Source organism: Enterobacter sp. CRENT-193, from assembly GCF_002787395.1.
In the GTDB taxonomy this organism is placed as follows: Bacteria; Pseudomonadota; Gammaproteobacteria; order Enterobacterales; family Enterobacteriaceae; genus Enterobacter; species Enterobacter hormaechei_C.
Genome location: NZ_CP024812.1, coordinates 3079389 through 3101741, shown reverse-complemented (window position 1 = coordinate 3101741; position 22353 = coordinate 3079389). Strand labels below are relative to the sequence as shown.

The window sequence follows — 22353 nt, the reverse complement described above, 5'->3', positions numbered from 1 at the left end:
GATTTATGCATAACACAAACGTTTCCGTTGCTGACCAGAACACCGTTATTAACTCCAACGTGGCTTTGTTCGATTCCCAGTATCTGAACGCCATCAGCACGTTCGCGCAGATCATGGCGCAAGGCACCGCGACTGTTCCTAAACACTTACAGGGTAATCAGGCCGACTGCATGGCGGTAGCAATGCAAGCGGCACAGTGGCAGATGAATCCCTTTGCCGTGGCGCAGAAGACGCACCTGATTAACGGTGTGCTCGGGTATGAAGCTCAACTGGTTAATGCCGTCATTTCACGCAGCGGCGTGCTTGCCAGTCGTTTTGATTATGAGTGGTACGGTCCATGGGAAAAGGTTGTAGGAAAATTCCACATCCGTAAAGGCGATAAAGGCGAGTACCGCGTCCCGGGCTGGACCCTGGCTGACGAAGCCGGGATCGGCATCATTATCCGCGCAACTCTGAAAGGTGAAGATCAGCCGAGAGAACTTGATTTACTGCTGGCTCAGGCCCGAACCCGAAACTCTACCCTGTGGGCTGACGACCCACGCCAGCAGTTGGCATATTTGGCTGTCAAACGCTGGGCGAGACTGTTCTGCCCGGATGTGATTCTGGGTGTTTATACCCCGGATGAACTGGATGATCGCCGTGAAGAACGAGAGGTAAACCCAGCACCGGCGCAGCACGTAAGCCTTGCAGACATTTCAGGTGACAACGTCACTATGACTCAAACGGCTCAGGAATCAGCTCAAAATATTGATGCACTTGCTGATGATTTCCGTGACCGGATCGAGGCGGCTCAGGATGTGGATAGCGCTAAAGCTCTGCGCGCAGATATTGAAACCGTGAAAGTAACGCTGGGTTCTGCCCTGTTCACTGAACTGAAGAACAAAGCTGTGAAGCGTTATTACCTGGTTGATGCTCGTAACAAGGTGGAAGCGGCAATCAACTCCCTACCATCTCCAGATGAACCCGGTGCGGCAGAACGCTTTGGCGAAGCTGAACGCGTGTTGGCATCTGTGAAACGCCATTTAGGAGAGGAACTACACGATCAGTTCAGCATCACCCTGGCGGATATGAAACCGGAATACGTGGACTAACGAGATCGGGAGGAGAAACCCTCCCTCAAGGAGAAGAAATGCGACTGATTAATCGAGGCAGTAAGCAATCCCCTTTAGCTCGCCAGGCATGTGAAATCGCGCTCGCAGCCCACCAGCAAAGATATGGTGACTATGGGCGCAGCAAGATGAAAGAGACCTATACGGTGAGAGTGGAAGGCGTGAAGGTCTGGGTCGAGGTAGTGAACTGCAAGGCAAGCTACGTGGCCACAGCAATGACCGGCATGCGCCGACTGCGTTCCCTGCCCGGCCAGGCAAACTGAAACTGAAATATCAACGACTGAAGACCGGCATATCTATACTCATGCCGGTTACCTGAGGTGAACCATGTCGCAGGTAATTTTTAACGAAGAATGGGTTGTTGGCGCCAGGCTCACAGAAAAAACAGGCCTGACCCAACGACAGATTGAGAAGTATCGCCAGGGCTGCTGGGTAGAAGGTGTCCATTTTAAACGGATATCGCCTTCTGGGGAAAAAACCTTGCGTGGCACAACCTGGTATAACTATCCGAGAATTAATCAGTTAATAAGGGATGCGTAAGATGGCAGCTTTGCCTACAGGTGTCGAAATCAGAAACAATAAGATTTGTATCTGGTTTATGTACCGGGGAAAGCGTTGCCGCGAAATTCTCAAAGGTTGGATTAACACCCCGGCGAACATCAAAAAAGCCGGGAATCTTCGGGCTGTGATCGTTAGTGAGATCAACCTTGGAGAGTTTGATTACCATCAGCGCTTTCCTTCATCGTCCAGAGCAAAAAAAACCGTAACCACTGTTTCAGTTCAAACCTTTTCAGAGCTGTGTGAGCTGTGGACGAGCATTAAAGAAACCGAAATTAGCGCGAATACCATGCGTAAGACTCGCTCACAACTCGGTACGTTAATGCACATCATTAACGGAGATACGCCTGTTTCAACTATACGCCACAGCGACATTCTGAAATACAGAAAGGAGCTGTTGAACGGTGAGACACTTTACCTGGCAAATCCCAGAAGTAACAAACAGGGACGCACTGTGCGTACCGTGAACAACTATATATCGCTTCTGTGCTCTCTTCTTCGGTTTGCACACAAGTCTGGCTTTATCAGTGGCAAACCCTTTGAAGGGATCAAGAAACTACACAAAGGGAAAGTAAAACCGGATCCTTTAACGAAGCAGGAGTTTAGTTTGCTTGCGGCATCCGAGCGTGGCCAAAGCCTCAATATGTGGACGTTCGCAGTTTATACTGGTGTCCGTCATGGAGAGCTTGCAGCTCTTGCCTGGGAAGATATCGACTGGGAAAAAGGTACGGCTCATATACAGCGCAACCTTAATGCGCTAGGAATGTTCGTCCCACCAAAAACCGATGCAGGTGATCGCGTTATCACGCTTTTAGAGCCAGCACTAGAGGCCTTGAAGGCACAGCGTAAGCTGACTTCGTTACAGCCCAAAACCGAGATTGTGTTTCATCACCGAGAGTATGGTGCGATGGAATATCAGAACCTGCGGTTTGTTTTCATGCCCAGGATGCGCAAGGGCATACAGAAGGCCTACTACTCTTTATCGAGTATCGGCTCCAGATTTAACGCAGCTGTAAAACGTGCTGGTATTCGCCGCCGGAATCCGTACCATACGCGGCATACTTTTGCCTGCTGGCTTTTATCTGCCGGCGCTAATCCGTCTTTCATAGCCAGCCAGATGGGGCATGAAAACGCGCAAATGGTTTATGAAGTCTACGGTGCGTGGATTGAAGAAATGAATGGCGAACAGGTGCTGATGCTTAACGACAAGCTCGCACGCTGAAGAATTTTTGCCCCTATTATGCCCCTATTGGCTCCGAAGGTAGTAATAAATGCAAGAAAATCAATCAAATACAAAGAAAGAGCAATACAACCTGAATAAACTGCAAAAGCGACTGCGCCGTAACGTGGGCGAAGCCATTGCAGACTTCAACATGATTGAAGAAGGCGATCGCATCATGGTCTGCCTGTCGGGCGGTAAAGACAGCTACACCATGCTGGAGATCCTGCGTAATCTACAGCAAAGCGCACCGGTGAACTTTTCCCTGGTCGCGGTTAACCTCGATCAGAAACAACCTGGCTTCCCGGAGCATATCCTGCCGGAGTACCTTGATAACCTGGGCGTTGAGTACAAAATCGTAGAAGAGAATACCTACGGCATTGTTAAAGAGAAGATCCCAGAGGGCAAAACGACCTGCTCGCTCTGCTCACGTTTGCGTCGCGGCATTCTGTACCGCACCGCAACCGAACTGGGTGCCACCAAGATTGCGCTTGGCCATCACCGGGACGACATTCTGCAAACGCTGTTTCTGAATATGTTCTACGGCGGCAAAATGAAGGGAATGCCACCGAAGCTGATGAGCGACGACGGCAAACACATCGTGATCCGCCCACTTGCCTACTGCCGCGAGAAAGACATTGAGCGTTTCTCTCAGGCCAAAGCCTTCCCTATCATTCCGTGCAATCTGTGCGGCTCACAGCCGAACCTGCAACGTCAGGTCATTGGCGACATGCTGCGTGACTGGGATAAACGCTATCCGGGCCGCATCGAAACCATGTTCAGCGCCATGCAGAACGTGGTGCCTTCGCACCTCGCCGACGTTGAACTGTTCGATTTCAAAGGGATTAACCACGGTTCAGAAGTGGTGAATGGCGGGGATCTGGCGTTTGATCGCGAAGAGATCCCGATGCAGCCTGCTGGCTGGCAGCCAGAGGAAGAGGATGCGCAATTCGATGAACTGCGCCTGAACGTGGTAGAAGTCAAGTAACCTGGCAGCGTCTCAGATATTGTTTCTGAGACGCGTTTTAAGCTTACTTCAGCAGTCGAACGCGGCAGGTTTTCCCTTTAATCTTCCCGCCCTGCAACTGTTTCCAGGCCTTATGCGCAACCGACTGGCGAACCGCTACGTAGACATGCGCAGGGTGGACCGTGATCTTGCCAATATCTGCCCCGTCGAGACCCATATCCCCTGTTAACGCCCCCAGAACGTCACCGGGACGCATTTTGGCCTTTTTACCGCCGTCGATGCACAGGGTGGCCATTTCCGCCGCCAGCGGAGCGATGCTGATATTACCTGGGGTATTCACCCAGTTGAGTTTCAGTTGCAGCATTTCCGAAAGAATATTAGCGCGCTGCGCCTCTTCAGGTGCGCAGAAGCTGATGGCGAGACCACTGTTACCCGCACGCGCAGTACGCCCGATGCGGTGGACATGCACTTCCGGATCCCATGCCAGTTCGAAATTCACCACCAGCTCAAGCGATTTAATATCCAGACCACGGGCCGCCACATCCGTTGCAACCAGCACGCGAGCGCTGCCGTTAGCGAAACGCACCAGCGTCTGATCGCGATCGCGCTGTTCCAGATCACCATGCAGCGATAATGCGCTCTGCCCGGCATCATTCAGGGCATCGCACACCGCCTGACAGTCTTTTTTGGTATTACAGAACACCACGCAGGACGCTGGCTGGTGTTGGCTCAGCAATTTTTGTAGCAGTGGAATTTTGCCCTGCTGCGATGTCTCGAAGAACTGCTGCTCAATCGCCGGCAACGCATCGACAGTATCGATTTCAATGGTCAGCGGGTTCTTCTGCACGCGCCCGCTGATCGCCGCAATCGCCTCAGGCCAGGTGGCAGAAAAGAGCAGCGTCTGACGCGTGGCTGGCGCAAAGCGGATCACTTCGTCAATCGCATCGCTGAAGCCCATATCCAGCATGCGGTCAGCTTCATCCATCACCAGCGTTTGCAGTGTATCGAGTGAAACGGTGCCTTTTTGCAGGTGATCGAGCAGACGGCCCGGCGTTGCCACAATGATATGCGGCGCGTGCTGAAGGGAATCGCGCTGCGCACCAAACGGTTGCCCGCCGCAGAGCGTTAAAATTTTAGTGTTAGGCAAAAAACGCGCCAGACGACGCAGCTCACCCGCGACCTGGTCGGCCAGCTCGCGCGTCGGGCAGAGTATCAGGGACTGAGTCTGAAACAGGGTTGCATCAATGTGTTGTAACAGGCCTAGCCCGAATGCAGCCGTTTTTCCACTGCCGGTTTTCGCCTGCACGCGCACGTCACGGCCTTCAAGGATAGCCGGCAGCGCGGCGGCCTGGACAGGGGTCATAGTGAGGTAGCCCAACTCATTCAGGTTAGCCAGTTGGGCTTCAGGCAGAACGTTCAGCGTGGAAAAAGCGGTCACAATATACTCTCGTAGTAATGATTGCAGTCAGATGGCGCGTATCCTCGCAGATCTGCGCTAACGATGCGACAATTTAATCGGCTCTTCATCCGGCGGTGGATCAGGCATCGGCTGCGGACGTGGGACAGGATCGGGTATCGGCGTCGGATCGGTGGGCACCGGATCGGACTGCCAAGTGTTCAGGCGTTGCAGGGCAAGTAGAATACTCATCTTTTCCTCCAGATTAGGGTGCTGACCCCTAAAGGGTAGACGCAGATAATCAGGAGGCAAAAAAAAGCCGACTATGAAGTCGGCGTCGTACGAATCAATTGTGCTATGCAGTAATTCAAAAAAAGGAAGTAAGACAATATGGAGCGCAACGCCCATCGCTTGACGTTGCATTCACCTGCGGGAGTAATATTGCACCTAACATGGTCGGAGTTTATTGACTTCGCTCAATTAAAATGTCGTTTTGAAGCCGACTCTGCCACAGAAAAGCGTAAATTTACAGCCATTTACTACGATGCAACCACCACGCAACACCGCCAATCAAAACCACTAACATGACGCAAAATGTCGTGAAGCCATAGTGATATTCACCGCCGGGGATCCCTCCTAGGTTTACGCCAAACAACCCCGTCAGGAAGGTACTCGGTAAAAAGACCATCGCCATCAGCGACATGGTGTACGTTCTCCTGGCTAACGACTCCTGCATTACCTGGGCTATCTCATCCGCCATGACTGCCGTTCTGGCAATACATGAGTCAATCTCGTCCAGACCACGTCCGAGCCGGTCAGCGATATCCTGCATTCTGCGGCGCTGATCGTCGTTCATCCAGCTCATGCGTTCGCTGGCCAGTCGCGCATAAACGTCGCGCTGGGGGGTCATATAGCGGCGCATCACGATGAGCTGTTTACGCAGCAACGCCAGAAAACCACGTGGGGGGATTTGCTGATCGAGCAAGTTATCTTCCAGATCGATGATTTTATCGTGAAGTTCTTCTATAAACTCGCTGGCATGTTCGGTCAACGCATCACACACATCCACCAGCCAGCTGCCGCAATCCGTTGGTCCCGTGCCCTCTTTCAGATCGTTAATGACGTCATCCAGCGCCAGCACTTTTCGCTGGCGGGTGGAAACAATCAGCCGTTCATCCATATAAACACGCATGGCCACCAGCTGATCCGGACGCTCATCCGTACTGCCGTTTATACAACGCAGCGTAATTAACGTCCCCTCACCCATCCGGCTGACGCGGGGTCTGAGACTTTCTCCCGCCAGCGCATCCCGAACGTTGTTGGGCAATAGCGGCGTGGACGCGAGCCACTCGGCGCTGTCCGGGTGCGTGTAGTTGAGGTGCAGCCAGCATGGATGTTCGTTGTCGATATGATCCTGATCTTCAAGCGGCCTTGCGCCGCCACGTCCATCAAACACCCATGCAAAAACTGCGTCAGGTACGTTAACCTCAGACCCTTTGATGCTCTCCACAGCGCCTCCACCGTTTTATCTCTTTCGGTGTCAGTCTAGCTTTCGCCGAGGGTTAAGCAATAATTATGTGAGGCATCGTCCTGAATACGCTCAGGAATTCACCGCCCATTCGCGGCTTCTTAACGCATTGTCAGCCTGGAGCTCATTTTCCAGACGGAAATTACGTGTTCGTGTCTGGAGCTCAATCACCTGATTGCGCAGCACATCTGACGATCCATTGAGTTCTTCAACCATCGACACGTTGCTCTGCGTTACGCGTTCAAGCTCAGACAATGCCTGCGTAATTTGTGAAATACCTTTTTCCTGTTCTGATGTTGAGGCGGATATTTCATCCATCAGTCTGCTCACATTGCCCGAACCGGTAACAATATCATGCATATTTTTTTCGGCTTCAGAGACCACGTTAACGCCCTGTGTCACGTTATGGCTGGTAACTTCAATCAATGACTTAATATTTTTTGCCGCTTCGGCGCTACGATGCGCAAGGCTTCTTACTTCGCCCGCGACCACAGAAAACCCTTTACCATGGTCGCCCGCTCTTGCCGCTTCAACGGCGGCGTTAAGCGCCAGAATATTGGTCTGAAAAGCGATACCGTCAATCAGCGAGATAATCTCTGTCATTTGCTGGGCGCAGTCGGTAATCGACTGCATATTGTTCGCGACCTGCCCCATTAACTCTCCGCCTTTACGCGCCTGCAACGTCGCGAGATTCGCCTGTTCGCTGGCTAAACGGGTATTGTCGGCATTATTTTTTGTACTTGCAGCCATCTCTTCCATGCTGGCTGCCGTTTGCACCAGCGAAGCTGACTGCTGTTCTGTTTTGACGGAAAGCTGCGCGCTGCGTGAAGAGAGTTGATCTGACAGGGTCATCGCGGTTTGCGAGGAGGCGCGGATCTCACGGACCAGCGTTGCAATGTTGCTGGAGAGACTATTAATCCCCGGGATCAGACGTCCCGCACAGTTGTTGCCAAATTCAGGTATCGACACGCCAAGTTTGCCTGACGTCACTTCTTCAATACTTTTTTTCACAGTATTGATCGGCGTCACAAGATATTTTGTCATGTACGCCCAGAGTAAAAATAAGGCGATGAATTGTACAATTATGACTGCAATAAAAAGCGAAGAATTCCGTGAAAATAGTGCTATAACTCCATCACTTACCAAAAATACACATAAAAGGAAATAGACAATGAACGTTCTGACACTAATATTTCTTAGCATACGTTTTCCTGGGGCATTATATTTTGGTTGGCATTAAGGGTTATAGCATTGCCATACGAATTTGTCCTCACGTTCGTCGCTGGTTTGTTGTTTTGCAGTTTGATATGTGCAGTTTTACTTAAGGCGGATAAAAAACATGTGTTACGGTAAATATCTGGCTTGTCGTTTGGTTACTGATACTCCTTCAATAACGGTAATTATATATTTAAGGAGAGATACTGTAGAGTGCCGATGTTTAGTGGTGCTTAATAAGTTAACGTAGTTAATATATATTAACTACGTTATTGCACGCCCCTTCCGTTAGGGTGGCTGACGTTCAGGCCAGACAGTCGATAGTCTTGAAAAAACAATCCTCAGTCATGAGGATATTCTCTTTTGCACTTTGATGCCCGCGACGAATATACCAGCCTGCTTCAGGCGCCATGCTTAAATGGAATATCCTGGCCCCCGACAGACTATCGGGGACAGTAATACTCATCGTCACACACCCCTTCTCCGCCCCCCTGATCACCTGTTCTGGCATAATGGTGACGCTGCGATCCCCATTTTGCAAAATGATCGTCGTAATAGCATAACGACATATACCGCTACTAAGGCTGTAGCCAACCGTACTTAAATCGGTGATATGTTTTTTAGATAAAAATATTTCAATACCAGAACCTTCAAACCATGTAATGATTTGCTGCGCAAGATCCTCCATCCGCTCACAAAACGCCCTGACTTCGGCCTCAGCCGTATTTACATTGATCGGTTTGTCCCCGATACTCTGTTGCACTTTCTTAAAAAAACGCTCTCTTTCTGACATGTCAACTCCGTGTTTTTCGCCAGTCTCATTATTCTTTTTGGTGCTTCAGCAGAGCATAGCTGGCAATCAACTGCTGAAGATGCTGTTCGGTCTGGTTTAGCTGCGCTGCTGACAGGGGTTGCCCGGCAGGTAAAATAGAAAGCAGACGAAGCTGCTCCTCAAGCGGAACGGTATGGCTGAAGGACTGCGACATGGCAAACACGGCTGATTTCAGTTCACTCACCGTCATGTACTTCCCCTTCTGTTCATCCAGCGCGTTCAGCCTGTTCGTCAACTGCTGTAACTGCGTCATCCCCTGATGCCAGCCATTCAGATCTGACTCTGCAAGCCCGGCAACGCTAATCTGCGTGTGCCACTGTTGCGCCAGGGATTTGGCCTCTTCAGGCCACAGCGTCAGCGCCTGCTGCACCAGACGGTCGCCGTAGCTTACTGCCCAGTCTGGTTTCAGATGTAAAAGCTGCGCTAACATCTGCTGTGTCTTACTGATCCCCGGTTCAGGTGGCGGTGACGTTTGTTGCAGCGCCTGCAACTGTGCTGTAGAGAGTCCTTCAGGTATAGGAGCCAGGGACGCGGCCAGCTGCATTTTCGCCGAATCTGGCGCATGCATCATCTGCCATGCCACTGCGACAACACTGGCAGCCACCAGCATGGACAACATACCCGCAGCAAATGGCTTCCACTGCTTCAGGGATACAGGAGGCTCTTTATTCAGCAACGGCTCGGGCTGAACCACATAAACCCTTTTACAACGCTCTGTCGGTTCTGTGAGGTGGAGTTCCGCGGCCCCCACCGCGTTCCCCGGCAGACTTACGCCCGTATTTTCGCTGTTTTCCAGACGCACTGCTGCGTTCTGCATCATCGAGCGCAGGGCATCAAGCTGAGCAGCATGCTTAAGTTCGAGGCGCTGCAACATGTCACTCAGAGCGTTCAGATTCTCCTCAGCCTGATAAAGCTGCCCTAAATCGGCATACGTCAACGTCAGCGTTCTCATCACCTGTTGCAGGCGTTTGCTCAGTGCGCTGAGGATTTCAACTCGCGCATGAACAGGCTGTGGCCAGAGGCTACCCCACTGACGGACGACCAGGGCAGCCAGTAGCGCCAGCCCTTCATTCATGCCGTAGAGTCCGGCAAGATGCGTGCGGGCGAGCGTATACCAGGCAGCCGTTTGTAGCTCCACACCGTTATGCTCGAACAGTGACAGACAGAGCGTTTCCGCATGTTGCCAGTTAACATCCGGGCGTGCCGGATGGGTGAGCTTGTTCATTTCGTCGCGCAAGGCAGCGTAATCCGCAAGCGTGCGCGGATCCCCGCCGGTTTTAAGTTGGCGTTCAGAATTTATTGTCATAACTGTTTTAACCTGAGTAATAACTAGATGGCGGCTCGTGCATCGAGGTATTGCTGTTGTTTCAGATGACGGATTAATACCCTGCCCTCGGGCATAAATTCCGTGCCGTAGCGCACCAGCCCGACCCCCTTCAGCTCCGCATCAATGGCGTAGCGGAGTTCACCGGGCTGAATCTGTTCCTGCATCACCACATTAATCCGGCTCAGGCGCGGCTCGTATTTCAGCAACACGGCCGACAGTGTAGTGATCAGCTGGTGGGCGGTCCCGGGCATTCCCTGGAGGATTTTTGTCATATCCGGCAGACCGTAGTCCGGCAGGTGGGCCAGCGTACCGGCGCGGCAGTTGAGGATGCGCTGCATGTTATCGAGTACTGATAAAATCACCTGATTCTGTTCGCTGACCTGGCTGAGGCTCAGGCCCCCTGAGAAATTACCGCTCAGCATTTCATAAAGCGATGGCGTGTTGTGTCCCTTTGGCATAAGTCATTATATGAACACATTCCGTTTGCAAAGCATCCATTGTTTAGACATTGACGGGTAGGGTTCAGCATTATTCCTGGCTTATTTGCAGCTATAACGCTGCCAGCCCCAATGTAATTCCCTGACTCACGCCTTATTTCCTTCGCGGCTTTAAGCCCAGTGACTGATTCAGGTGTAGTGAGTCCTGATTTTACCTTTCTTTGTCATTACACTGGCCGCCAGAGCAACCTTTCAGTATTCACCCATTTGTTAAGAGTTTATATTCATCCGTATCAGCGATTAGTGTGACCGGATACTGATATGATGCTTACCGTACTTACGGTAATAAGTCGCTATAGCCCATACTATTTCATTGCCTTAATCGCGTTTCCAGGTCAATTCTGACCAAGGGGGCGGAGCGAATTGGCATTTTAAACGTTAACCACACTCTGGAATTTTCCATCCAGCCCACCCTTCACTTGTTGGATACATTGCATATTGCCCGTGCCATTCTGGTGCAACCGAATCAGAGAACTGAGCTTGCCAAAAGTGCCATGCAGAGCTTTTTATTTTATTCCCATTGGAATCATATACAACAAAAAAAGTTTAATTGGAAAACAACCGTAATACTCTCCCAATACCACAATATGGTCGATAGTCAGGAATATAAGTAGTCAGTTCGCATTTATTATCTCGACTCCATATAGAATCATTCTTGATTGCGTTTTGATAAGCCATGATCTTAATCACCATTAGCAAAACGCAAAAGAAGAAAATTGATATCAACATGAAGCAGCACGTTTTTTTTATAAAGCTATGCATTTATATTCACCTCTTTCCAGTAAATATATTCCTCCATATCTACCTTATTCAAATGAATGATAAGGTAGTGAGACTGGTCCTTTGAGGTAGAAAGCCATTCCAGGCGGGTCACCATGCCGTGCACACGTTTGCCGCTCCGCATCCGGAAGGAGGCATATTTCATCAGCACCTGTTCCGGGGGAATGTTCGCCTGAAACGTTGTGAACTCGATGTCCCAGCGGAATGGTTCGCTCAGTGCTTCCATGCCGTAAAAGCGCAGGACATCCGGCTTCACTTCACAGTCATTAATATCCAGAAAGTAACGGGTCTGTCCGTCAAAAAGCGCTGACCAGTTATCCATCACGTCACTTCTTCACCGGCACGAGGCTGAGCCAGCCATCACCCAGTTCAATCGTGCGCGGTTTGTCCGGGTCGAGATCGTCACGGGTCAGTACCAGGCGCCAGCGGTTGTCCTTCTGATCCGGGCGGTTAAACAGTCCCACCACAGCCACGAACTGAGCATCTTCATCCATGGGCATATTGAGCGTCACGCTGCCTTTGGGCATCACCAGCAGCGATTTTGACGCCAGTACGTCGTCTTTAAGGACCGTATCGGCATTCCGCAACAGCGTCTGGTAATCGGCGGCATCAACTGCTTTACGATCTTTGAGCTGCCAGACACGCACCATCGTCGCCAGCGGTGTCTGTGCGCCATCAGCGTTAATAGCCGTACGCGGGGTAAAATCCAGATGCAGCGTTTTAATTTTCTTGTAGAAGATGGATTTCGTGAGGCTGACCGTACCGTCCGTAACGGTCTTTGTCAGAGCGCAGCCTGTGAGCAGACCACAGGCAATAAGCGTCAGCGCCCGCCAGTGGGTTACTGTTGCCATTCAAAGACTCGTACATTTATTGAATAATAAATGTTATTTTAACTTTCTATTTAAAAAAGATATAAAGAAAGTCAAAGATATAACGCAGGCAATGAATAATGACACATTCCTAAACATTTCCACTTCAAAGAAGAGATATGCAGGATAAACAATTAGCAGAATGTATTTAAGTCGCCTTACCACTTTGGATGCGTATGACCCAGAAGATACTTTTCTCAACTGACTATTTGAGAAGAAAACAAATAGATAAGACAAAGAAGAAGAGAAAACAAACAATAACACCCTATATGGCAAATCAGCTCTGAAGATATCCATCCCCAATAGCAGAGTTGAACTTATTGCTACTGTGACACTTATTACTCGCCTAGGAATAACTGCTGATATGAATATGAAAAACACAAGAAACAAATATACATAAAAGCCATAGAGGTTTGTTGATATGTGAATTTTGTGTGGATTAAAAAAAATTGGCATAAAATAAAGAAATTAAAATGGTTATAATTCTATAGATCATAGAGGCTAGTAAACCGATCAGTAATTTACTATTAAGTGAATTTATATTTTTATTTATTCCAATCCGCATATTTAGCATACTCTTCTGAGGTTATCGGGTTACCTAGTGCATCAGCTGATGTACCATTGTCTTGCTCAACAACATTCACCGCAGGGTAAGTACCACCCCCAGATTTAATGCTATATGTAAATCTTTGGCTTGCATATAAAGCCCCTCGGAGCACAAAGAAATTATCATATGTATTAGTTCTATCGGCAACATCAGTACGTTTACCAGTTCCCCATATCATACCTGTTTCAACTGTTGATGGTATATTTTTTGCCATTCTATATGTGTCTATGGCGAAAGGTATTTGCCCAACCGCATCTGTCTAATATGGGATTTTATTTATCATTACGAGGAGATAACTGTCACCACCCACGCGATTATTTTTCCAGTCACCATCGCCTTTTGGACGAAACGCCAGAGGCGTTCTGTCAATAACGGAAAATTCCGCAATATTATCCCAATTGAATATTTTGTAGGTTTTTTTTTGCGTAATCAGCTTCGTTAACATATAACAATTCCCGATAGTTATCAGCTAACGGTTCAAACCATTGATACTGAAATTTATCATACAGATCTTGAGCTATCATTATTGCAAAAGAATCATTTCCCCCACCTCGCAAAACAAATAATACATCAGCATTTTTCCTTGTAATTATTAATATATTTGGCACGTAGATTTCATGTGTTTCCTCATCTTTTTCAGGCGTAGTATGACCTTTTATTCCCAATTCAGTCTTTTCATCTTTTGTAACGATTAGATAAGATTTCCCATCGACTTCAATACTGATTTTTTTCATTGAATTATCACTCAGCTTAAAAAGACCCAGTACTCAGATTCACTATCACTCTTGTCGATATATCCATTTGTATCCGAGCCAGAAAGTAATTTCTCTCCATCTGACGTTTCAACACGATAGTTGAATTTTTGAAGAGAAACTTAACGTTCTGTCGTAATACTGAGTGATCATTGCCATCTGCTTCAATGACGCAAATGGTAGGTCGTTTGCCCCTGCCGTCATCGTCCTTTTCACTTTGCGCAAATACATCGCTGTCGTACCGTACTCAATCTTCCCTGCCTCCAGCCGCAGATAGCTCCCGCCGCCGATAAGCGTGATACGCTTTTTCCCGGCAAACGAGATGTCACTTGCCGAACTCATCGTCAACTTTTTCTCCGCAAACAGCCGCAGACTGGCGTTCTGCGCCTGGACCTCCACCGGCCCTTCCCCTGACTTGACGCTCAGCTGACCGGTACGGGCAAAGAGCCCCAGCTTCTCTCCGGTAAGCAGGGTCAGATTGTCCATAGCGCCTGTGCTGATATCTCCGCCAGCATTAATGGCGACGTTTTTGCTGGCGGCAATTTGCAGATGCTCACCGCTGGTCAGCGCCATCCCTTCCGGGGCGGACATCAGCAGCGCCTCATTGAGCGGTTTCAGCCGCTGTTCGAACATCCGTATCTGGCTGTCAACATCCGCTTTCAGCGCCTGCGCCTGCTCTGCCGCCATTTCCAGCTGTTGCAGTTGCTGATTAAGCCTGTCGATTTCCTTCAGCGCCGCATCCCTGTCCAGGGCCTCACCCTGCGCTTTCGACTGCACAGCCGTAGCAACCAACAGCCCCTTCCCGGCACGGATAACGCCGTGTTCATCGGTGCGCAGTTCGGCACCCTGACCGCGACGCTGTCCCTGGCTGTCCACCAGATGTCCGCTGTTGAGCTGCGTCTTACCGTACTCCGTGGCGAGCTTGATGTGCTCCTCACCACGCCTGTCTTCCATCCGCAGCTTGTTGTTCGCCGGGGTGCAAAGCACGTTGCGGGTGTGGTTGTCACGGGTGACGGGGTCCGGATGCTCAGAGTCGTGCAGCGCATACGCGATGTACGGCAGGTCAATATCGCCGTAGCTGTACGCAATCGCCACTTCGGTCCCGTCGGTGAGCGGCGTATGCCAGCCCATCGTTTCACCGGCATAAGGCTTCGCCATCCGCAGCCACAGATAGCCGTAACCCGGCTCCGTCCCCTCCCGGTCGAAGTCCGGCTTCACCCGGTAGCGCCCCTGCCCGTCAAGCTGAGCGTAGATATCGTTCTTTTCTCTGCTCTCAATCCGCGCCGGAAGCGTGCCGTGAATTTTCGGACGCGGGATTTCCGCCGGGCGGAAACAGTAACGTTCGGTGTAGGGCATGCCCCACACCGACACGTGCAGGCGGGAATCACGGGCTCCCCGGTAGGTCACCAGGGTGAGGATAACGCCTTCCTTCAGGGCCGAGATAACATCCCCCTGCGGCTCCAGCACCTGCCCGGGCGCAAGGTGTGAGGCGTTGCTGAACAGGTGAATGCGGGCTGATTTATTGAGTTCCCGCTCGTGATGAAGCCGGGCATAAAACGCGCCGGTTTCGGTTTCCGGCTCGGGGTCAGTGTCATCGCCCGCTTCACGATAAGGTGCCGCGTAGCGGTAATGCTCCCCGGTGGTGACCGCATCGTTACGCACGCTGACCGCCGCATTCATCGGCGTAGAGGCTCTCCGGTAGTTGTAATCCCGCGTGGCGACGGTGCCGGTGGCGATGTTGTGCCAGGTCCGCACATCCCAGACCGATTCTGCCGCGCCGTCAAACAGGCCTGATGGTTCGCGGTACGGCAACTGCACATCAAACTGGTAGTTAAGCTGGCTGTCGGCCAGTATGTACGTATCCAGACCGCGCACGTCGTCCATCATCGTGCGCCAGTAAATGCCTACCTCAGACAGAATGCGCAATACGAATTCAATGTCGGAATACGTTAAGCTGGTTGTGTGCGTGGCTGTCGGGATAATTGGATTTGCGTCACAATCCTCAGGTTCTGTGGAACGTCATCAACGTGAAATATCTAGGTTAAGCTCCCCACGCTTCAACATCAGACTCTCGCAAAAAATTCATTAAAAACTATTTTAATCTTCATTAAAAGATATCATTTCGTTCGATATATTTAATCACTCCCTTTTTTGCAAATAACATAAAAAGTAGCATCATAGCACCGGATAATATTAATGGAGTAATATAGACTAGATTGACAACCCCACCATATGTTTTTAACAAAACAACAAAAACATTCAACTCAAAAACGTCATAATAGTTTCGTATGTAATTTTTTATTGCGAACACAAGGCTATTTGTGAAATTAAAAAGAAAATAACCAGTCAGGGTGTAAAATCTAAACTTGAAATTATTATGCTTATTTTTTGACAAAAAAATACAGCTCAAAACCAATAAGGAAAAGTTTAAAATGGCAACTATTAAATCAAATCGAAATAAAGAACTCAAATAACTTGATAGCCCTCCCTCATTAACAAGGTTATAATAATATAACTCCCCACGATAATAGCCTACATTTAACGAATAAAACAAAACAATGCTAAGAAGTGTAAGCAATGAAATATAAATTAAAAATCTCATCTTTTATCCTCAATCCATATTTCTTATCGCAGCTCTCACTGGATGGTATTTTTCATACAGCCTCGTTCCGTAGGCTTGCCCTAAGTTATTAGCCTCCATGTCTGATTTGGTGTCATCCCAGCTCCCTCCATTTATTAAATCATATGCTTCCCCCGCATATTGAGCTGTATCTGTTATAATTTGCATTGTATTATAACTTTTCCCCGCACTATATGTAAAATGTTGAATTTTGTCGTATCCTGGGCTTGTGTGTGTTTTAGGAATAAGCGCCTCATAGATATGATAAAAGGCCAGTAGTTCTGACCTCATGTAACTATCCTCCATATTTGTACCAAATATACTGACAATTTCATCAACAACCGAATCAGGATCTTTTGAGTTCTTTAGGAAATATTCAAATGTTTTCATCATTAAATCTCTGTATATTAGTCTTGAATAATCCCCCTTACCTGCATTACTTTCATTTTTTAAACACTCTAATGCATGCTTAATATATTTATTGGCAATTTCACTCGAGTTGTTTATCTTATTTATTGTTTCCTTCGATGTTTTAGATACACCACCAGATCTTCTTTTTATATAATACCCAAGCGTTAAGTTCCGTTCTTTCGCAATTTTTTCAATCTCACTCAGGCCCAGTAAAATGGCCTGATTGCTCTGCTTGTTTATGGCGTATATATTTAACTTTAAGTTAAATGAACACGTATTATCTTGTTCGGCACAGGTTTCTGATACAGTAGATTTTAAAGATATTTCTTTTGTTTTTACATCATCAAAAACGCTTAAATTTATTTTCTTAAGTTCAATGCCCTGAATGTAAATGATTAGCATTACTTTAACGTGCTTATCATTAATACCAATTGACGCGATCGTTTTTGATGAGTCCAGCTTCCCCGTAAGAGGCATTCCTATTTGGTCCATAAAAACAAGTTTATAATTGATATGTTGTTCATCCAAATACACAGGCAAATCAACAACCTTTACGGCCTCAGTGTAATAATTCTTACTATTGCTCATTTTCATCCTCTTGATTTAAGATAATATGAATACTGAATTTTTTCTTTCCATTTGTATAAATGGGATCAGTGTATCCATTTTCATCAGTTATGCCTGACGTTATCTCCCCTGATTCATCAATTAACAAATATCTTGCATGGGGAACAAAATTTCCGACTGTATTGTTTAACTTAAATTGAAGGTTATAGAGGGAGTGAATTTGCTGAATCATTTTTGATTCTATCGGTATTGTATTCGCTCCCGCAGCCATCGTCCGCTTCACTTTGCGCAAATACGACGCTGTCGTACCGTACTCGACCTTCCCGGCCTCAAGTCGCAGATAGCTTCCACCACCAATTAGGGTGATACGTTTTTTCCCGGCAAAAGAAATGTCACTCGCTGAACTCAGCGTCAGCGTCTTCTCAGCAAACAACCGCATGCTGGCGTTTTGCGCCTGAACATCCACTGGCCCTTCTCCGGATTTCAGGCTCAGTTGACCGGTGCGGGCAAAGAGCCCCAGTTTCTCCCCGGTAAGCGTGGTCAGATTGCCCATCGTTCCGACGCTGATATCCCCCCCGGCGTTAACCGTCAGGTTCCGGCCAGCGGCCAGCTGCATATCTTCACCACTGGTCAGCGCCATCCCTTCCGGCGCCGAGAAAAGCACCGCGTCATTGAGCGGTTTCAGCCGCTGCTCAAACATCCGTATCTGGCTGTCGACATCCCCCTTCAGCGCCTGAGCCTGCTCTGCCGCCATTTCCAGCTGTTGCAATTGCTGATTAAGCCGGTCGATTTCCTTCAGCGCGGCATCCATGTCCAGTGCCTCACCCTGAGCTTTCGCCTGCGCATCCGCAGCGACAAAGAGTCCCTTTCCAGCACGGATTGTTCCCCACTCATCGGTGCGCAGCTCAGTTCCCTGACCGCGACGTTGCCCCTGGATGTCCACCAGGTGCCCGCTGTTGAGCTGTGTCTTGCCGTATTCCGTGGCGAGCTTGATGTGCTCCACCCCGCGCCTGTCTTCCATCCGCAGCTTGTTGTTCGCCGGGGTGCGAAGCACGTTGCGGGTGTGGTTGTCGCGGGAGACAGGGTCCGGATGTTCAGAATCGTGCAGGGCATATGCGATATACGGCAGGTCAATATCGCCGTTGCTGTACGCAATCGCCACTTCGGTCCCGTCGGTGAGCGGTGTGTGCCACCCCAGCGTGTCTCCGGCATACGGTTTCGCCATCCGCAGCCACAGGTAGCCGTACCCGGGTTCCGTCCCTTCCCGGTCGAAGTCGAGCTTCACCCGGTAGCGCCCCTGTTCGTCAAGGTGGGCATAAATATCATTTTTCTCCCGGCTCTCGACCCGGGCCGGAAGCGTGCCGTGGATTTCCGGGCGCGGGATGTCCGCCGGGCGGAAACAGTAACGCTCGGTGTAGGGCATGCCCCACACCGACACGTGCGGGCGGGAATCACGGGCCCCCCGGAAGGTCACAAGCGTGAGGACAACACCCTCTTGCAGGGCCGTAATGACGTCGCCCTGCGGCTCCAGCACCTGCCCGGGCGTGAGGTGGGCAGCATTGCTGAACAGGTGGATGCGGGCTGATTTATTCAGTTCCCGCTCATGGTAGATACGGGCATAAAAGGCGCCGGATTCAGTTTCCGGCTCAGGGCTGGTGTCGTCACCTGCGTCACGGTAAGGCGCTGCGTAGCGGTAATACTCCCCGGTGGTGACCGCCTCATTACGCACGCTGACCGTCGCATCCATCGGCGTGGAGGAAGTCCGGTAGTTGTAATCACGCGTGGCGACGGTGCCGGTGGCAATGTTTTGCCAAGTCCGCACATCCCAGACCGATTCCACCGCCCCGTCAAACAGACCCGATGGCTCACGGTAAGGCAGGCGCACATCAAACCGGTAATTCAGCTGGCTGTCGGCAAAAATGTACGTATCCAGACCGCGCACATCATCCATCTCCGTGCGCCAGTAGATCCCCACCTCAGACAGAATGCGCTGAATGAACTGCAAATCCGTTTCCCGCCACTGGGTGATAATCTCACGCGGAGGATATGTGCGCTCCAGCCGGAATTCAAAATCAGGTCCCTCCAGCCCGTGTCTGCGCAGAACCTGCTCCACCACCTCCGGCACGGACTGGTTCTGAAATACGGCGCACTGCCGGGTGTATCCCAGCAGCGCCAGCCGGGAACTGAGCGTGAGCCGGTAACGGGACTGGTCTTTTGATGTGGACAGCCATTCCAGACGGGTCACTATCCCGTGAACACTTTTGCCGCTCCGCATCCGCAACGACGCATATTTCATCAGCACCTGTTCCGGGGGGATGTTCGCCTGCCCGGAGGTGAACTCAATGTCCCACCGGAACGGCTCGCTCAGGGCTTCCCTTCCGCGAAAGCACAGAACATCCGGCTTCACTGAACTGTCATTGATATCCAGAAAATATCGGGTCTGTCCGTCGAAAAGCGCCAGCCAGTTATCCATCACATCACTCCTTTACCGGCACGAGGCTGAGCCAGCCCTCGCCCAGCTCGATGGTGCGGGGGGTATCCGGGTCAAGGTCATCCCGGCTTAGTACCAGCCGCCAGCGGTTGTCCTGCATGTCGGGACGGTTGAACAGCCCCACCACCGCCACGAACTCAGCGTCTTCATCCATGGGCATATTAAGTGTCACGCTGCCCCCGGGCATCACCAGCAGCTCTTTTGACGCCAGCTCGTCCTCTTTCAGGACCGTATCGGCCTTACGCAGCAGCGTCTGGTAGTCTGCTGCATCAATATTCTTACGGTCTTTAAGCTGGTAGACCCGCACCATCGTCGCCAGCGGCGTCTGTGCGCCATCGGCGTTTATGGCCGTGCGCGGGGTAAAATCCAGATGCAGCGTTTTAATTTTCTTGTAGAAGATGGATTTCGTGATGCTGACCGTACCGTCCGTGACGGTCTGTGTCAGACCGCAGCCTGTGAGCAGACCACAGGCAATAAGCGTCAGCGCCCACCAGCGGGTTACTGTTGCCATTCAAAAGTTCCTTTATTGAGAATGTGAATATGTATTTAGTCGAAGCGGTAATGTCCGTCTTCAGCGGGAGGGAACGCAGAACACCGGATCCCTTCATAGCAGCCCAGACTGACAGTCAGTGTTTCCCGGTTATCGCTGAGTCTGCCGTCCTTCAGTCCGAGCAAGCCGGTGCGCCCGAGCTGAATACGCCTGCCTTTGCCCAGGCGCGGCTCAGGCAACAACCACACGGGTACAGTGAGGCGCAGTCGGGCATTGCTGCGGTAACCAAGATAGACGCGCATCAGGACCAGCAAATCGGTATGGAGGATGCCACCGGGTAACCAGCCTTCGGCTTCGCCGGGATCTTCCGTGACCAGTGTCACCAGCACTCTGCTACAGGCTTCCCTGCCCGTTTTACCCAGCGTGGCCCGCTGAGAAAGACGGATGCGGTTCCCTGCACCCAGCCCGCTACGGTTATCGATATGGACCTTCACCGGATCCGGTTCGGTGATAATTGCCCGGGTATTCGGTGCCAGCAGGCTCACCAGGGCCCGGATGCCTTCTGCATTGCGGGTGGGTAATCGCATGGTGCCCAGCAGGGCCAGAAAGCGGGAAACCGGCGTCGCCACCTGCTCAGCCGTTCCCGGTATACCGAGTCCCACCAGCCCCAGCAGACACTGAGATGTGGCATCGCGGCCACCTGCCTCGAAGGTGGCCGGATAGGCGTATTTTCGCCAGATGCGGTAATACTGCGTGGTGATCCGGTGGCTGAAGATATCCAGAAACGAGGTGACCGCCTCATAGCCTTCCCGGCGCTGCGCAATGTCATCCAGATAAGACGTCGGCAGAGGGGAGTCCACGCCATACATCCCCAGAAATGTCGTGCGGACCGTTGGGGGCAATGTCGGGTTGTCTTCGTCGATCTCCACCGCTTTCAGGGTACTGACCGGGAATCCCATACCAGGCCAGGGCCTGAATCGTACCGGATCGTTGGCCGGATGGCTGGTGGTGCCCAGTTTCGGCGCATCCGGATTTTCCTGCTCCAGCAGCTGGCAGAAACGATAAAAATTGGCCCGCCAGATATCTATGTTCAGGACCAGAGTCAGCCCGGTACGTGCTGGCTGTGATTCTCGCGCCATCTCAGTCGTTTCCCTGTTGGTTGCAGCACCAGCGTGAGCTGGTTAAAGAGGTGAATATCGGCATAGAGCGCGAAGAACCGGTGCAGCGTCTCGCCGAAGAGATTCACATCGCCTTCGCCTGTAAAATTATCCATGTTAGTCGTAAGATTAATAATCATTTTAAAGTTGGGGCTTGATGTGGTTTTATTGACAATGGTGAATAACCATTTATTTTTCTCTTGTACCAAGCGTTATTTCCTGTATGCGACTGGAGTCTATCCAAGAGGAGTAAATTGTCCCGTTCTTTGCTTGATATTTAATATGCGAAGCACTCCCTGAGTTGTCTTCGACCTCTACATACTCCCCTGGCAAAATGAATAAACCTTGACTTGGAATAGATAACTTATCATCTTTATAGAACTGCAATCGAGCAGTACCAATAACTTGGTAGACTGTTTTTTGTTCAAGCAGTTAAGATATACTGAAGCATATCTTTCATCAAATTTTAATTTTTCTGGTTTATCTGGGTCAATAGTAATGTCTTCCAAACTGAATTTGAGATAATCATACTTCATCCATAAAAGAAAACCTTCGCCCGGAGTGTCGACGGATTGCTTGTTATTGAATTGAACTTTAGCATATATATTATCATTACTGACACGGTCGATGTCTGCTGTAATCAGATCTCTGTCCACTTTCAATTCATTTATCAGATTTGCATCGCTGGAAGCCACTATTTTATCTAGATATTTCGAGCAATTATCAAAATCATCATCAGTAACACCTGAAAATGCTGAGATAGAGTATGTTAGTAACAATAGAGGAAATACTTTAAACTTGATCATTGTTTAGTCTCGGAAAATTCGTTAGTAAATTTAGGTATAATCGCCCCACATTCTTTTCTATATAACTTTTGTGCTGAGTCTTGGGTTGAATACCACCGAGCATAGTTTCCGTCGTGTTTATTGATGTAATACACAATATATTCCATAGAGCTTTC

20 protein-coding genes and 3 pseudogenes are annotated in these 22353 nt (G+C 50.0%); 5 read left to right on the top strand and 18 right to left on the bottom strand.

Going from position 1 to position 22353, the window contains the following annotated elements; translation table 11 throughout:
- The first annotated feature begins 5 nt into the window (after positions 1-5).
- The 5 genes from CU081_RS15455 (at position 6) to ttcA (ending at position 3874) form a co-directional block, all read left to right on the top strand.
- Positions 6-1091, top strand: coding sequence for a RecT family recombinase (locus CU081_RS15455; protein ID WP_022651303.1), 1086 nt, complete (start codon positions 6-8; stop codon positions 1089-1091).
- 38 nt (positions 1092-1129) lie between these two features.
- Positions 1130-1372, top strand: a complete 243-nt coding sequence (locus CU081_RS15450) for a DUF4060 family protein (RefSeq protein ID WP_020882485.1) — start codon at positions 1130-1132, stop codon at positions 1370-1372.
- A gap of 64 nt (positions 1373-1436) precedes the next feature.
- A complete protein-coding gene (xisR, locus tag CU081_RS15445; RefSeq protein WP_022651304.1) occupies positions 1437-1649 on the top strand; it encodes an excisionase family protein in 213 nt (70 codons plus the stop codon).
- Position 1650: 1 nt separating this feature from the next.
- Positions 1651-2889: a site-specific integrase gene (locus CU081_RS15440; protein ID WP_022651305.1), complete on the top strand. Its 1239-nt coding sequence runs from the start codon at positions 1651-1653 to the stop codon at positions 2887-2889.
- Positions 2890-2938: 49 nt separating this feature from the next.
- Complete coding sequence (gene ttcA, locus CU081_RS15435; protein ID WP_003856923.1) at positions 2939-3874, top strand: tRNA 2-thiocytidine(32) synthetase TtcA; 936 nt, start codon at positions 2939-2941, stop codon at positions 3872-3874.
- 43 nt (positions 3875-3917) lie between these two features.
- On the opposite strand, the gene dbpA is transcribed toward ttcA, so the two are convergent.
- The 18 genes and pseudogenes from dbpA to CU081_RS15345 all read right to left on the bottom strand — a co-directional run bounded on the left by dbpA (position 3918) and on the right by CU081_RS15345 (position 22198).
- Positions 3918-5291 carry an ATP-dependent RNA helicase DbpA gene (gene dbpA / locus CU081_RS15430; protein WP_003856922.1) on the bottom strand — a complete coding sequence of 458 codons (1374 nt, stop codon included), beginning with the start codon at positions 5289-5291 and terminating at the stop codon, positions 3918-3920.
- A 57-nt stretch (positions 5292-5348) separates the two neighbouring features.
- Complete coding sequence (gene ynaL / locus CU081_RS26300; RefSeq protein WP_163270243.1) at positions 5349-5501, bottom strand: proline-rich small protein YnaL; 153 nt, start codon at positions 5499-5501, stop codon at positions 5349-5351.
- Between the two features lie 274 nt (positions 5502-5775).
- Positions 5776-6759: a zinc transporter ZntB gene (gene zntB, locus CU081_RS15425; RefSeq protein ID WP_003856916.1), complete on the bottom strand. Its 984-nt coding sequence runs from the start codon at positions 6757-6759 to the stop codon at positions 5776-5778.
- A 90-nt stretch (positions 6760-6849) separates the two neighbouring features.
- Positions 6850-7980 (bottom strand): methyl-accepting chemotaxis protein, encoded by a 1131-nt coding sequence (locus CU081_RS15420; RefSeq protein WP_022651306.1) that lies wholly within the window; start codon positions 7978-7980, stop codon positions 6850-6852.
- 316 nt (positions 7981-8296) lie between these two features.
- Positions 8297-8785, bottom strand: a complete 489-nt coding sequence (locus tag CU081_RS15415) for a hypothetical protein (protein ID WP_003856913.1) — start codon at positions 8783-8785, stop codon at positions 8297-8299.
- Between the two features lie 28 nt (positions 8786-8813).
- Complete coding sequence (locus CU081_RS15410; protein ID WP_022651307.1) at positions 8814-10130, bottom strand: VasL domain-containing protein; 1317 nt, start codon at positions 10128-10130, stop codon at positions 8814-8816.
- Between the two features lie 23 nt (positions 10131-10153).
- The gene (tssE, locus tag CU081_RS15405; protein ID WP_022651308.1) at positions 10154-10609 is read right to left on the bottom strand and encodes a type VI secretion system baseplate subunit TssE; all 456 of its coding nucleotides are present in this window, start codon (positions 10607-10609) and stop codon (positions 10154-10156) included.
- Between the two features lie 826 nt (positions 10610-11435).
- Positions 11436-11750 (bottom strand): annotated as a pseudogene (locus tag CU081_RS15395) (type VI secretion system tip protein VgrG); the annotation flags it as partial.
- A 4-nt stretch (positions 11751-11754) separates the two neighbouring features.
- Entirely contained in the window at positions 11755-12279 is a 525-nt protein-coding gene (tssJ, locus tag CU081_RS15390; RefSeq protein ID WP_003856903.1) for a type VI secretion system lipoprotein TssJ, read from the bottom strand.
- 563 nt (positions 12280-12842) lie between these two features.
- Positions 12843-13118 (bottom strand): hypothetical protein, encoded by a 276-nt coding sequence (locus tag CU081_RS26155; protein WP_123839387.1) that lies wholly within the window; start codon positions 13116-13118, stop codon positions 12843-12845.
- A gap of 175 nt (positions 13119-13293) precedes the next feature.
- Positions 13294-13638, bottom strand: coding sequence for a hypothetical protein (locus tag CU081_RS26150; RefSeq protein ID WP_058647470.1), 345 nt, complete (start codon positions 13636-13638; stop codon positions 13294-13296).
- A gap of 108 nt (positions 13639-13746) precedes the next feature.
- A pseudogene (locus CU081_RS15380) lies at positions 13747-15588 on the bottom strand (DUF2345 domain-containing protein); the annotation flags it as partial.
- Positions 15589-16267: 679 nt separating this feature from the next.
- Positions 16268-17275 carry a hypothetical protein gene (locus tag CU081_RS15370; protein WP_022651313.1) on the bottom strand — a complete coding sequence of 336 codons (1008 nt, stop codon included), beginning with the start codon at positions 17273-17275 and terminating at the stop codon, positions 16268-16270.
- Positions 17265-19727 (bottom strand): type VI secretion system Vgr family protein, encoded by a 2463-nt coding sequence (locus CU081_RS15365; RefSeq protein WP_039268915.1) that lies wholly within the window; start codon positions 19725-19727, stop codon positions 17265-17267. The genes CU081_RS15370 and CU081_RS15365 overlap by 11 nt, the downstream gene beginning before the upstream one ends.
- 4 nt (positions 19728-19731) lie before the next feature.
- Positions 19732-20256, bottom strand: coding sequence for a type VI secretion system lipoprotein TssJ (gene tssJ / locus CU081_RS15360; RefSeq protein ID WP_022651315.1), 525 nt, complete (start codon positions 20254-20256; stop codon positions 19732-19734).
- Positions 20257-20291: 35 nt separating this feature from the next.
- Positions 20292-21374 carry a type VI secretion system baseplate subunit TssG gene (gene tssG / locus CU081_RS15355; RefSeq protein ID WP_022651316.1) on the bottom strand — a complete coding sequence of 361 codons (1083 nt, stop codon included), beginning with the start codon at positions 21372-21374 and terminating at the stop codon, positions 20292-20294.
- Positions 21338-21526 (bottom strand): annotated as a pseudogene (locus CU081_RS15350) (type VI secretion system baseplate subunit TssF); the annotation flags it as partial. The pseudogene CU081_RS15350 and the gene tssG, both read right to left, overlap by 37 nt.
- Positions 21527-21706: 180 nt before the next feature.
- Positions 21707-22198, bottom strand: coding sequence for a hypothetical protein (locus CU081_RS15345; protein ID WP_022651318.1), 492 nt, complete (start codon positions 22196-22198; stop codon positions 21707-21709).
- Positions 22199-22353: the final 155 nt, after the last annotated feature.

What these genes read in the sequence shown, in the direction of transcription:
- CU081_RS15455 (WP_022651303.1), top strand. Translation starts at nt 6, where the DNA reads ATGCATAACACAAACGTTTCCGTTGCTGACCAGAACACCGTTATTAAC.
- CU081_RS15450 (WP_020882485.1), top strand. Translation starts at nt 1,130, where the DNA reads ATGCGACTGATTAATCGAGGCAGTAAGCAATCCCCTTTAGCTCGCCAG.
- xisR (WP_022651304.1), top strand. Translation starts at nt 1,437, where the DNA reads ATGTCGCAGGTAATTTTTAACGAAGAATGGGTTGTTGGCGCCAGGCTC.
- CU081_RS15440 (WP_022651305.1), top strand. Translation starts at nt 1,651, where the DNA reads ATGGCAGCTTTGCCTACAGGTGTCGAAATCAGAAACAATAAGATTTGT.
- ttcA (WP_003856923.1), top strand. Translation starts at nt 2,939, where the DNA reads ATGCAAGAAAATCAATCAAATACAAAGAAAGAGCAATACAACCTGAAT.
- ynaL (WP_163270243.1), bottom strand. Translation starts at nt 5,501, where the DNA reads ATGAGTATTCTACTTGCCCTGCAACGCCTGAACACTTGGCAGTCCGAT.
- CU081_RS15420 (WP_022651306.1), bottom strand. Translation starts at nt 7,980, where the DNA reads ATGCTAAGAAATATTAGTGTCAGAACGTTCATTGTCTATTTCCTTTTA.
- CU081_RS15415 (WP_003856913.1), bottom strand. Translation starts at nt 8,785, where the DNA reads ATGTCAGAAAGAGAGCGTTTTTTTAAGAAAGTGCAACAGAGTATCGGG.
- CU081_RS15410 (WP_022651307.1), bottom strand. Translation starts at nt 10,130, where the DNA reads ATGACAATAAATTCTGAACGCCAACTTAAAACCGGCGGGGATCCGCGC.
- tssE (WP_022651308.1), bottom strand. Translation starts at nt 10,609, where the DNA reads ATGCCAAAGGGACACAACACGCCATCGCTTTATGAAATGCTGAGCGGT.
- tssJ (WP_003856903.1), bottom strand. Translation starts at nt 12,279, where the DNA reads ATGGCAACAGTAACCCACTGGCGGGCGCTGACGCTTATTGCCTGTGGT.
- CU081_RS26155 (WP_123839387.1), bottom strand. Translation starts at nt 13,118, where the DNA reads ATGGCAAAAAATATACCATCAACAGTTGAAACAGGTATGATATGGGGA.
- CU081_RS26150 (WP_058647470.1), bottom strand. Translation starts at nt 13,638, where the DNA reads ATGAAAAAAATCAGTATTGAAGTCGATGGGAAATCTTATCTAATCGTT.
- CU081_RS15370 (WP_022651313.1), bottom strand. Translation starts at nt 17,275, where the DNA reads ATGAGCAATAGTAAGAATTATTACACTGAGGCCGTAAAGGTTGTTGAT.
- CU081_RS15365 (WP_039268915.1), bottom strand. Translation starts at nt 19,727, where the DNA reads ATGGATAACTGGCTGGCGCTTTTCGACGGACAGACCCGATATTTTCTG.
- tssJ (WP_022651315.1), bottom strand. Translation starts at nt 20,256, where the DNA reads ATGGCAACAGTAACCCGCTGGTGGGCGCTGACGCTTATTGCCTGTGGT.
- tssG (WP_022651316.1), bottom strand. Translation starts at nt 21,374, where the DNA reads ATGGCGCGAGAATCACAGCCAGCACGTACCGGGCTGACTCTGGTCCTG.
- CU081_RS15345 (WP_022651318.1), bottom strand. Translation starts at nt 22,198, where the DNA reads ATGATCAAGTTTAAAGTATTTCCTCTATTGTTACTAACATACTCTATC.